Raw genomic sequence first — 12,455 nt, forward strand, 5'->3', positions numbered from 1 at the left:
AAAGTTTAAAAATTTCGGTACTTCGGCTTTACCAAGTGTAAGCGACTGAGCAGCCTAAACCATATAATGTATCAATCACTAAATAAAAGTATATTTCTAATCTGCACATTCATCGGCATCACCCTGATGAGTGTTGCGCAAGAAACGCAACTGAGTACCATTGCCAGTAATGGCTGGGCTAATAACTCAGTAAATACTGTTATTTTCCGTAAAAATTCTTTAATTAGTTTTAAAGGTAGCCAGTACGCCGCTTATTATGATGATGAACAAAATGTGGTATTAGCCAAACGTAAAATTGGGTCAAGCCGCTGGACATTAGTTACTACGGCCTATAAAGGTGATGCAACCGATGCCCATAAGTCAATTAGCATCATGATAGATGGCGATGGTTTCCTACATATTGTTTGGGGCCAGCATAACAACAATTTAAATTATGCTAAATCGGTTTCAGCAGGTTCGTTAACCTTAGGAGATAAGGCCGTTATGCTTTCTGCAAAGGAAAATAAAGTCAGTTACCCTGAATTTTATAAGTTGACAAATGGCGATTTACTGTTTTTTACCGCGATGGTGGCTCTGGAAATGGAAACCTGATGATAAACCGTTATAGCCTGAAGACCAAAAAGTGGACACGTGTGCAGGATGGAATGATTAATGGCGAAGGTGAACGAAATGCATATTGGCAGGTTGCAGTAGATCAGGCTGGAACCATCCATTTATCGTGGGTGTGGCGCGAAAGCCCTGATGTAGCCAGTAACCATGATTTATGTTATGCTAAATCTACTGATGGAGGTTTAACCTGGTTAAAATCTACCAATGAAAAATATAGCCTTCCCATTACTGCCGCTAATGCAGAATATGCACTTAAAATTCAGCAAAAAAGTGAGCTCATCAACCAAACGTCAATGTTTGCTGACGCCAAGGGTAATGTATTTATTGCTGGTTATTGGCGAGATATGAATGAAACCATACCGCAATATCACTTGGTTTTTAAAACGGATAACCGTTGGGAAGTAAGCAACCTTAATTTTAGAAAAACAGCTTTTAGTTTAAGTGGAGGAGGTACCAAACAGATTCCGATTTCGCGGCCACAGATTATCGTTTGGCCAAATGGGAAACATTATGCCGCAGGATTGTTGTTTAGAGATGCTGAACGAGGTAACAAAGTTTCAATCGCGTTGAACGATCAGCTTGGATCAGGAAATTGGAAGATTAAAGACCTTACTCAAAAAAGCGTTGGCGATTGGGAGCCCACTTACGATACTGAGCTTTGGAAAAGCAAAGGAATTTTGAGCCTTTTTCTGCAGCATGTTACTCAGGTAGACGGAGAAGGAAAGGCTAACCAGGCACCGACAATTGTACAGGCCTTAGATTGGAAACCAAAAAATAAATAGCGAATTAACCTTAAAATGAAACATCTTATTATAAAATATAGCCTTTCTTTACTTGCTGTTTTGTTCTTGTTATCAATAAATATGGTAAAGGCACAAAACAAAAAAACAGCTAAGATCGCTCAAGAAAATACAGCTTATTTATTTGCTTATTTTACCGGAAACAGTAAAGCAGAAGAGGCGATACGTTTTGCGGTGAGCACCGATGGATACCATTACAAAGCATTAAACAATAATAATCCAATTATTTCTTCAGAAAAGATCAGCAGTACTGGTGGTATACGCGATCCACATATTTTGCGCGGCGAAGATGGCAAAACTTTTTACATGGTAGCAACAGATATGGTTTCGGCCAATGGCTGGAACTCGAACAGGGCAATGGTATTGCTTAAATCAAATGATCTGATCCATTGGACATCGGCAGTTGTTAATATTCAAAAACGTTTTCCAAATAACGAAAATCTGTTACGCGTTTGGGCGCCGCAGACCATTTACGATAAAACGGTCAAAAAATATATGGTTTATTGGTCGATGAAGCATGGCGATGACCCTGATAAAATCTATTATGCTTATGCAAACGCTGATTTTACCGACTTAGAGACTACTCCGAAGCAACTATTTTTTAGTCCTACCAATGGCTCTTGTATTGATGGCGACATTATTTACGATAAAGGGAAATACAATCTGTTCTTTAAAACAGAAGGTAATGGCAATGGCATTAAAAAAGCAGTTTCTAATCAACTAACAGAAGGTTACGTACTACAGGATAAATACCTGCAGCAGACCAAAGAAGCGGTAGAAGGTGCGGGCGTTTTTAAGTTGAATCATAGTGATGAGTATATTCTGATGTATGATGTATATATGAAAGGCCGTTACCAGTTTACCAAAAGCAAAGACCTGGCAAATTTCAGTCTAGTAGATCAAGATGTTACAATGGATTTTCATCCTAGGCATGGAACTATTTTGCCGATTAATCAGCAAGAGTTAAGCCGGTTGCTTAAACAGTGGTATACAGTCGAGTCTGTTCTATACACCGCAAAAAATAAGGCAATCAACCAAAATAACGTTGTTCTGGATAGTGTGAAAAAGAGACTTTATCTACCTGTAAATTATGGTACAGATCTAAAGGCTTTTGATCCGCAGTTTAATACCTTTAATCAAATCAGTATCGCACCAAAAGGAAAATTAAATTTTACTAAAGGCCTAGTAAAAATTAAGGTGAACATTCCCGGTAAGCAAGTTAAAACCTACGAGGTTAGCGTTGAAGTAGCCAATAACCCAGTGCTAAAAGGCTATTATGCCGACCCTGAAATTTTATATTCCAATAAAACTTCAAAGTATTATATCTATCCAACCAGTGATGGTTTTAATAACTGGAGCGGTACATATTTTAAGAGTTTTTCATCAACCGACCTGGTTAACTGGAAAGATGAAGGGAAAATATTAGACCTTGAAAAAGATGTTTCATGGGGAAAAGGAATGCCTGGGCACCTACCATTATCGAAAAGAAAGTAAATGGAGTATATAAGTATTACTATTATTTTACCGCTGCACAGAAAATTGGTGTTGCTATTGCTGATCATCCGGCCGGACCGTTTAAGGATAGTGGAAGGGCTTTAATTGCGAGCAAACCAAAAGGAATAAAAGATGGTCAGGAGATTGATCCAGATGTATTTAACGATCCTAAAACCAACAAAAGTTATTTGTACTGGGGGAATGGCTACATGGCTGTTGCACCACTAAATGATGATATGATTTCGATTGATACCAATGCGATTAAGATGATAACTCCAGATAAAAGCTTTAGAGAAGGTACCGAAGTTTTTTACCGTAATGGAAAGTATTACTTCTTATGGTCGGAAGATGATACCCGAAGCGAGAATTACAGAGTAAGATATGGTTTTTCTGACTCACCTACAGGAAAAATAACTATTCCAGAAAATAATCTGATTCTGGCAAAAGATGTAGCACAAGGTATTTACGGAACTGGGCACAACAGCGTAATTAAAGTTAACGGAAAAGATGAATGGTATATGGTTTACCATCGTTTTACCCGACCAAAGGGAATCTCTATGGGAAATGCTGCTGGCTACAACCGTGAAGTTTGCATCGATAAGATGGAATTTAATACTGATGGAACCATTAAACCTGTAATACCAACTGTAAAAGGCATTAAACCAATACACTAATGAATTTAAAATTGTATCAAGCATTTTTCTTATTGTTGTTTTTTAGCTGTACAGCTGTAAATGCACAAACTTCAACTTCAAAAGAGGAAGTGCTCGAAATGATCGACCGTGCAAATACCTACTGGCAAAGCAACAATAAACCCGAAGTACGTGCTTTTTGGGATCATGCTGCTTACCATACCGGAAATATGGAAGTTTACAGCATTACCAAAAACGAAGCTTACCGTAAATATTCAGAAGATTGGGCCGTTCATAACCAATGGATGGGTGCAAAATCAACTGATAAATCCAACTGGAAATATAAATATGGCGAAACGGATGAACATGTGCTATTTGGCGATTGGCAGATCTGCTTTCAAACCTATATCGATTTATACCACTTAAAACCTGAAGAATATAAAATTGCAAGGGCAAAAGAGGTAATGCAATACGAAATGAGTACACCCAATAATGATTATTGGTGGTGGGCCGATGGTTTGTACATGGTAATGCCTGTTATGACCAAACTTTATAAAGTAAGTGGCGACCAAAAATACCTGGATAAACTATACGAATATTTTATGTATGCCAACAGCATTATGTACGATAAAAAGGAAAAACTTTATTACCGAGATGCTAAATACGTTTATCCTAAACACAAGAGTGTAAATGGCAAAAAAGATTTTTGGGCAAGGGGAGATGGTTGGGTGTTTGCAGGTTTGGCGAAAGTGTTAAAAGATCTGCCACTTTCAGACCCACACCGTAACGAATACCTAACAAAATATCGGAATATGGCCAAAGCAATTGTTAAAAGCCACCAGGCAGAAGGATATTGGACGAGAAGTATCCTCGATCCGCAACACGCGCCAGGACCTGAAACAAGCGGGACAGCCTTTTTTACTTATGGTTTGTTATGGGGGATAAACAATGGTTATTTAAAAGAAAAAAGCTATTTATCAGCGGCACAAAACGCGTGGACATATTTAACTAAAATCGCATTACAACCTAATGGTAAACTGGGATATGTACAGCCAATAGGTGAGAAAGCTATCCCTGGCCAGGTGGTTGATGTAAATTCTACAGCAAATTTTGGTGTAGGTGCATTTTTATTGGCTGGATGTGAGATGTATCGCCATTTATCAAACAAAAATTAAATTTTAACACTAAATGAAATTAAGAAATATCTACATTACAACTTTACTCATTATATTGATTGGAGGAACTGCTTTTGCTCAAAAAAAGAGTAAAACCCCAAAAAATGTAGCGTTAAGCGATCGGCAGTTTTGGTTGCAGCAGATGGACAAGATGGTAAAACCAGTTTTGTATAATCTGGCTAAAGACAGCCTACGTATTGCAATGCCAAAAGTCACTTCTATCCATATTGATAATAAAGAACATCGTATTAAAGTACAGTATGTTGAGGTTTTGGGTAGAGTTTTAAGCGGTATTGCACCGTGGTTACAGCTAGAGGGAGGTTCGGCAGAAGAAGTGGCTTTAAGGAAACAATACCGCGAGTGGGCTATTAAAGGATTAAAAAATGCATTGGATTCTAATGCCAAAGATTTTATGACTTTCGATATCGGTGGGCAGCAACTGGTAGATGCTTCTTATATCGCGTTGGCTTTGGTACGCGCACCGTGGCTTTGGGAAAACCTGGATAAGAAAAACCAGGAACTGATGATGCAATCTATTGTGACAACCAGGAGATTCAAACCTGTTTTTTCTAACTGGTTATTATTTTCAGCCATGAACGAAGCCTTTCTGGCCAGGTTTGGATATAATTGGGATCCTATGCGTGTTGATTATGCCCTGCAACAAATGGAACAATGGTACACAGGTGATGGAATGTACACGGATGGAACATCTTTTGCCTTCGATTATTACAATAGTTATGTTATCCATCCTTATCTGGCTACCTTGGTCAATATTATTGGTACTAAAACGAACAGTTATAAAGAAATGTTCGAAAAGGTTAAAAAGCGTAATGAACGATATGCCATTATTCAGGAAAGATTAATCAATGCTGATGGTACTTATCCTGCAACCGGTCGCTCTATTATTTACCGTGGTGCTGCATTTCATCATTTAGCCGATATGGCCTGGAGAAAAGCATTACCAAAACAGTTAAGTCCGGCGCAGGTACGTTGCGCATTAACCGCTGTAATCAAAAAAACTTTAGAGAGTCCAAGCACTTATAAAAACGGTTGGTTAACCATTGGTTTGTATGGTGATCAGCCAAATCTTGGCGATTTCTATAACAACCAGGGTAGTCCATACATTGCATCGAATATCTTTTTGCCTTTAGGTTTGCCAGAAGGTGATCCTTTTTGGGCCAATCCTGCTGAAAAATGGAGTGCGCAAAAGATCTGGAGCGGTGAGAATTTTGAAAACGATCACAGTGCCAGTTTAAAATAAATAGCAGCTAGCTATACAATTAAAAAAGATGTAAGTAAATTATCGTCTTTATAACGTTAAAAAATTATTTGATTAAATGATGAATAAGAGAATCAGTTTTGTTTTAGGATTTATCGCCTTTAGTTTGAGCTTAACCAGTTATGTTTCTGCACAGCAAACTTATACTTCTTTTACCCCGGGTAAAATTTGGAAGGACGATAAAGGTGTTCACATCAATGCTCATGGTGGCGGAATCGTTGAATATAAAGGAGTTTATTATTGGTTTGGTGAGCATAAAATTGAAGGCGAAAAAGGAAACACCGCACAAGTAGGTGTGCATTGCTATTCATCGAAAGATTTATACAATTGGAAAGATGAAGGCATTGCGCTTCCGGTTTCCGAAGATCTGAAAAGTGATATTGCCAAAGGTGCTATTCTAGAGCGTCCGAAAGTGGTGTACAACAAGAAAACCAAAAAGTTTGTAATGTGGTTTCACTTAGAGCTTTTAGGCAAGGGTTATGCGGCAGCAAGATCGGGTGTTGCAGTGGCCGACCGTCCAACCGGGCCATATACTTTTATCAGAAGTTATCGCCCAAATCCGGAGAAAATGCCTTTCTATCCGGCAGAAACAGCAGAAAAAGATATGGTAAACTGCCAGCAACCCGCCAATAAAAGTGATGGCTTTTTCTGTAGGGATTTACCTGGCGGGCAAATGGCAAGAGATATGACCGTTTTTGTAGATGATGATGGAAAAGCCTATCATGTATTCTCTTCAGAAGAGAATTTTACGCTGCATTTGGCTGAGTTAACCCCCGATTATTTAGGGCATACCGGAAAATTTATCAGAATTTATGTGGGGCAACAAACAGAAGCACCGGCTTTGTTTAAGAAAAACGGAATTTACTACATGATTGGTTCGGGCTGTACAGGCTGGGCACCAAATCCGGCAAGATGGTTCAAAGCAAACTCCATTTGGGGGCCTTGGACTTACATGGGGAATCCCTGCCAGGGCGAAGGAGCTAAGCTAACCTATGGCGGGCAGAGTACACATGTATTACCTGTACCAGGTAAAAAAGGAGAGTTTATTTTTATGGCAGATAAATGGGAACCAAAAAACGCCATTGATGGCCGTTATTTATGGCTGCCAATCAAATTTGAGAACGATAAAATTTCGATAAACTGGGCAGACGAATGGGATCTGAGCGTGTTTAAAAAGTAAGAAAAAAAGCAAAATTTTTATATAAACCTGGATGATGGATTGCGTAAAAATACGCAAAATGGGGATTTTTTTGCCCAAAATTTCAATCGTCTTCAAAACAACTTTTAAAAGATGAAAGTAAAATTACTATGGTTAGTGGCGATATGTTTCTCCTTATCGGCCTTTGGCCAGCAAGCTAAACATACGTTTAAACTAGGAGAGACAAACTTTTTATTAGATGACAAACCATTTCAGATTATCTCTGGTGAGCTGCATTATCCACGCGTGCCCAAAGAGGCCTGGAGGGCGCGTATGAAGATGGCTAAAGCAATGGGCCTAAACACCATCGGTACCTACGTATTCTGGAACCTGCACGAACCACAAAAAGGAAAATTCGATTTTTCGGGGAACAACAACATTGCCGAATTTGTTAAAATCGCCCAGCAAGAAGGCCTTTGGGTTATCTTAAGACCAAGCCCTTACGTTTGTGCGGAGTGGGAGTTCGGTGGTTATCCATATTGGCTTCAGAATGAAAAAGGTCTTGTGGTAAGAAGTACCGAAAAACAATATTTGGAAGAGTATAAAAAATATATTGTTGAAGTAGGGAAACAGTTGGCCCCATTGCAGATTAACCATGGTGGTAACATCATTATGGTGCAGGTAGAGAACGAATATGGTTCTTACGCTGCTGATAAAAGCTATTTAGATATCAATCGAAAAATGTTTATTGAGGCTGGCTTTGATGGATTGCTTTATACCTGCGATCCTGCAGCAGATGTAAGGGACGGACATTTAGATGGATTACTACCGGCACTAAACGGGATTGATAATCCAGCAAAAATTAGGCAGTTGGTAAATGAGAATCATAAGGGCAAAGGGCCGTATTTTATAGCAGAATGGTACCCTGCATGGTTCGATTGGTGGGGAACGGCACACCACACTGTTCCGGCAGAACAATATACAAACAGGTTAGATTCGGTTCTGGCAGCAGGTATTTCGATTAATATGTACATGTTTCATGGAGGTACCACCCGCGGTTTTATGAATGGAGCTAACTACAAGGATATTTCACCTTACGAGCCACAAACCAGTAGCTATGATTATGATGCACCTTTAAACGAAGCGGGTAATGCTACCGATAAATTTATGCAGTTTAGGGCTGTAATCGAAAAACACCTCCCGGAAGGGCAAAACTTACCAGTAGTAGCAGCTGCCAAACCTAGTATAGCAGTTGCACCTTTTAAACTGGGGAGTAAAGTAGCTTTGTTTAATGCACTGCCAAAAGCTGTAAAAAATATTACGCCCTTAACTTTCGAAGATCTTAAACAAGATTATGGTTACGTATTGTACCGCACTACCATTAAGGGAGGGAAAAAAGGTGAACTGCAGATTAAACAATTGCGCGATTATGCCCTCATTTTTATCAATCAAAAAAGGATAGGGATTTTAGACCGCAGGCTAAACCAAAATACATTAGCATTAGATCTTCCGGCAGGAGAGGTACAGCTTGATATTTTTGTTGAGAATATGGGACGGGTAAATTTTGGAAAGTATTTGTTAGAAAATAAAAAAGGAATTACCGAGCAAGTAACTTTTGATGGTACCGAGGTTAAAAACTGGTCAATGTATGGTTTCCCTTTTAACAACGATAGTATTACCATTACTAATCCTTCAAAAGCAAATGGAAACGGACCGTCATTACAGAAAGGATCCTTTCAGATTTCAACCGTTGCTGATACTTATTTAGATATGACTGATTGGGGAAAAGGAGTAGTATGGGTTAACGGACATAACTTAGGGAAGTACTGGGCAATTGGTCCACAGCAAACACTTTATATCCCTCAAGAGTGGTTAAAAAAAGGTAAAAATGATATTGCCGTTTTAGAACTGATTAAACCTGATCAAAATATTTTGAAAGCAATTGATCAACCAATTTTAAATACGCTTAAAAAATTAAACGTAGATTAAACGTTTAAAAAATCAAAAAATAGGGGTTAAAGGCAGAAATTTAACAAAAAGTAACAATTTAACCCCTATTTATTACTGTATTACCCCTCAATTGAGGGGTAATTTAATGGTTACTTTGTTAGAACCAAACAACAGGATATGAGCAAAAACAAATGACTTTATTAAACATTTTACTCTACAAACTGAAAAGTATTTAACTAGTACTTCCTTTAATTAACCATTAAACAAACCCGCTCACCTGAGCAGAATTTTTAACTAACCATCCTTTAGCATGCAAAAAAAATTACTACTGAAATTTTCAGCTGTGTTTTTATTGTTGCTTAAAATTATCCCGGCAAACGCTTCTAACGAAGCTAAACTTGCCCTGAATTTTAAGCAGAATATTGATACACTGCAGAAAGCTCCATCCCTCTACCTTGTTGATGAAAACCAGCTTCCACTTGTAGGCATTAAACTGGTTAATACCAAGAACAAATTCAGCGCTGTTACCGATATGAATGGTATAGGTCAATTGAGCTATAGCACTGGCGATGTGATTGAAGTATATGCTTTAAATTCACTCGTGCTAAAAGTCGAGATCAAGAAAAACGAGAGCATGATTATGGTAAGCAGCAAAAACCCTGGCGTTGCTTCACTAAAGCCAATACGTACACTATACGACCAAACTGTTAAACCGTCGCTTTCTACCATGGCAACTGATGTCGTGTACAATACAGATTTAACTAAAACTCCAGTAACATCTATTAAATCATCTATTACAGGACGTTTGGCGGGTTTATATACCAATCAGAATTCTGGAAGATTGGGTTCTGAGGGGCGAACAGATGGAACGGCTTCGCTAATCTCACTGGGTTCACTAGGCTCTGATGCCGTTACCATGTCGTTAAGGGGGCAAAATCCAGTCGTTATTGTAGATGGTATACCAAGACCACTTACTATTTTCAATATGGAAGAGATCGAATCGATTACGGTATTAAAAGATGCTGTTTCTACCGCAATGTTAGGCGTAAAAGGTGCAAGTGGTGTTATTTTGATCACCACCAGAAGGGGAGCAAAGGCAAAACAGAGTATTTCATTTACAGCACAAACAGCATTTCAAAAATCACTTAAACTTCCACAAGCATTAAATTCATTTCAATATGCCACTTTATACAATGAAGCAAGATTAAATGATGGCTTAACACCAGTTTATACTGCTGCCGATCTACAAGCCTACCAAACAGGAAGTGACCCACAAGGCCACTTTGATGTAAATTGGGCCGATCTGGTAACCAAACCTAGCTCACGTTTTAACCATTACACCTTAAACGTTTCTGGTGGAAACGATTTTGGGAAATATTTTGTAGCTGTTGAACATGTAGATCAGAATGGACTTTTCAGGACATCCGATCTTAATACCTATAATACCGACAACAATTACAAAAGTTATGTAATCCGTTCTAATGTAGATCTTCAGATAAATAAAAAACTTTCAGCAGGCATTAATTTGATGGGTCGTTTGATAAATGGAAACGAACCTGGTTATGGTTCTCAATCTATTTTAAATTCCATTTATGCTACGCCAAACAATGCCTATCCTATTTATAACCCGAATGGAAGTTTTGGTACTACTTCATCGTACCAGAACAATATTTATGCGCAAGCCATTTCATCAGGTTATATCGGGACATATAAAAGAGATGTATCAGCCGATCTATTCTTAAAAAGAACATTCGATGAAATTACAAAAGGACTTTGGTTAAAAGCTAAAGCATCAATTTATGCTACATTATCAGAAAACACTTATAGGAATAAATCATTTGCAAGTTTCTTCTATAATCCAACTACCAAAGCCTATACACAATATGGCACCATTGGTACACAAAATAACTATACTGGGATTAATTATCAAGGCCACTCTGATTATGAAGAGCTAACGCTTGGTTATGACCGCAATTTTGGTCAACATGGAATAAGTGCAGTTTTATTGGCCAACCATGACAATTCATTCACAGGTTCTGATCTTCCTTATACGGTTCAGGGAATTTCGGGCAAGGCATCGTATAATTTCGATGAGAAATACGTTGCCGATGTTGCTTTTGGATATAATGGTTCAAATTATTATCCACCATCGGGCAATTATAAATATGGATTTTTTCCAGCTATGGGCCTGGCCTGGAATATTAACAAAGAAAACTTTTTGAAAGATAGCAAATGGTTAAACAGCTTGAAGCTATATGGTTCCTATGGTAAAACCGGAAATGATAATCCTGGCTATTTTGTGTACATCCAACGATATTTTGATGGTACGGCCACTTATTTTGGTTCAACACCAGGCTCAAATACGAGTATCTACGAACAACCTTTGGCCAATCCGAACATTACCTGGGAGAAAGCGAATAAATTTAATGTCGGCTTGCAAGGTGCCATTTTAGATAATAAACTGAGTTTTACTGCCGAGTATTATCGAGATAAATATTATGATCTGTTGATGCAGCGAGGTAAAAATTCTGCGCTTATCGGGCAGAATTATCCATTGGAAAACATAGGTCAGAGCAGGTATACCGGTTGGGATTTTAAATTGAATTTCCAGCAGACAGTTAACGATTTTAACTATTATGTTGCAGCTACTGGAGGTTTACAGCAATCGAAAGTGCTTTACCAAAACGAAGTGAATCAGCCATTTCCTTGGATGGCCAGAACAGGACAGGCTGTTGGTCAGCGCTATGGGTACGTAGCCGATGGTTTATTTCAAAATACAGCTGAAGTAAACAGCAGTGCTAAATTAGAAGGTTATACCGCACAACCCGGTGATATTAAATACCGCGATTTAAACGGAGATGGCATCATCAACCAGTTGGATCAAACAGCTATCGGTAATGCTAAACCATTGTTCTACTATGGTTTAAATTTTGGCTTCCAGTTTAAAGGATTTGATTTCAGTGCATTAATACAGGGAGCTATGAACCGTACCATTTATCTGAATGGAAATACGGAATGGGCTTTTCAGAACAACGGTTTCGGACAAGCATGGGAACAGAATCTTGATCGTTGGACGCCTCAAACAGCTGCTACTGCAACCATGCCAAGGCTATCGGTAGGTACAAATATCAATAACGAAGCGACCTCTACTTTCTGGCAGCACTCTGGTAATTATGCACGCTTAAAAAATGTTGAGGTGGGTTATACTATACCAAATCATTGGGCCAGGAAAATCGGATTACAAAGCATCAGGGTATTTGGCAATGGAACCAATTTGCTAACATTTTCCGCTTACGACCGTGTAGATCCTGAGGTTTACAATGGGAACTATCCGATCCAGCGATCGATCAACATGGGGATTAATATTAAACTTTAACA

Annotated in this window: 5 protein-coding genes and 2 pseudogenes; all 7 read left to right on the forward strand. The window is 38.5% G+C overall.

Going from position 1 to position 12,455, the window contains the following annotated elements; all coding sequences use genetic code 11:
• Positions 1 to 126 precede the first annotated feature (126 nt).
• Positions 127 to 1,391: pseudogene (locus H9N25_RS06340) on the forward strand (BNR repeat-containing protein).
• A gap of 81 nt (positions 1,392 to 1,472) precedes the next feature.
• Positions 1,473 to 3,577: pseudogene (locus H9N25_RS06345) on the forward strand (family 43 glycosylhydrolase).
• A complete protein-coding gene (locus H9N25_RS06350; protein WP_190328324.1) occupies positions 3,577 to 4,710 on the forward strand; it encodes a glycoside hydrolase family 88/105 protein in 1,134 nt (377 codons plus the stop codon). Before H9N25_RS06345 ends, H9N25_RS06350 begins: the two are co-directional and overlap by 1 nt.
• 13 nt (positions 4,711 to 4,723) lie before the next feature.
• Positions 4,724 to 5,971, forward strand: coding sequence for a DUF2264 domain-containing protein (locus H9N25_RS06355; protein WP_190328325.1), 1,248 nt, complete (start codon positions 4,724 to 4,726; stop codon positions 5,969 to 5,971).
• 76 nt (positions 5,972 to 6,047) lie between these two features.
• Positions 6,048 to 7,169 carry a glycoside hydrolase family 43 protein gene (locus H9N25_RS06360; protein WP_223833629.1) on the forward strand — a complete coding sequence of 374 codons (1,122 nt, stop codon included), beginning with the start codon at positions 6,048 to 6,050 and terminating at the stop codon, positions 7,167 to 7,169.
• Between the two features lie 111 nt (positions 7,170 to 7,280).
• Positions 7,281 to 9,116: a glycoside hydrolase family 35 protein gene (locus H9N25_RS06365; RefSeq protein ID WP_190328326.1), complete on the forward strand. Its 1,836-nt coding sequence runs from the start codon at positions 7,281 to 7,283 to the stop codon at positions 9,114 to 9,116.
• Between the two features lie 271 nt (positions 9,117 to 9,387).
• Positions 9,388 to 12,453: a SusC/RagA family TonB-linked outer membrane protein gene (locus tag H9N25_RS06370; protein WP_190328327.1), complete on the forward strand. Its 3,066-nt coding sequence runs from the start codon at positions 9,388 to 9,390 to the stop codon at positions 12,451 to 12,453.
• Positions 12,454 to 12,455: the final 2 nt, after the last annotated feature.

This window comes from Pedobacter riviphilus, assembly GCF_014692875.1.
GTDB classification, from domain to species: Bacteria; Bacteroidota; Bacteroidia; order Sphingobacteriales; family Sphingobacteriaceae; genus Pedobacter; species Pedobacter riviphilus.

Bases quoted from the DNA above. Each gene is read 5' to 3' on its own strand.
- H9N25_RS06350 (WP_190328324.1), top strand. From the start codon at position 3,577: ATGAATTTAAAATTGTATCAAGCATTTTTCTTATTGTTGTTTTTTAGC.
- H9N25_RS06355 (WP_190328325.1), top strand. From the start codon at position 4,724: ATGAAATTAAGAAATATCTACATTACAACTTTACTCATTATATTGATT.
- H9N25_RS06360 (WP_223833629.1), top strand. From the start codon at position 6,048: ATGATGAATAAGAGAATCAGTTTTGTTTTAGGATTTATCGCCTTTAGT.
- H9N25_RS06365 (WP_190328326.1), top strand. From the start codon at position 7,281: ATGAAAGTAAAATTACTATGGTTAGTGGCGATATGTTTCTCCTTATCG.
- H9N25_RS06370 (WP_190328327.1), top strand. From the start codon at position 9,388: ATGCAAAAAAAATTACTACTGAAATTTTCAGCTGTGTTTTTATTGTTG.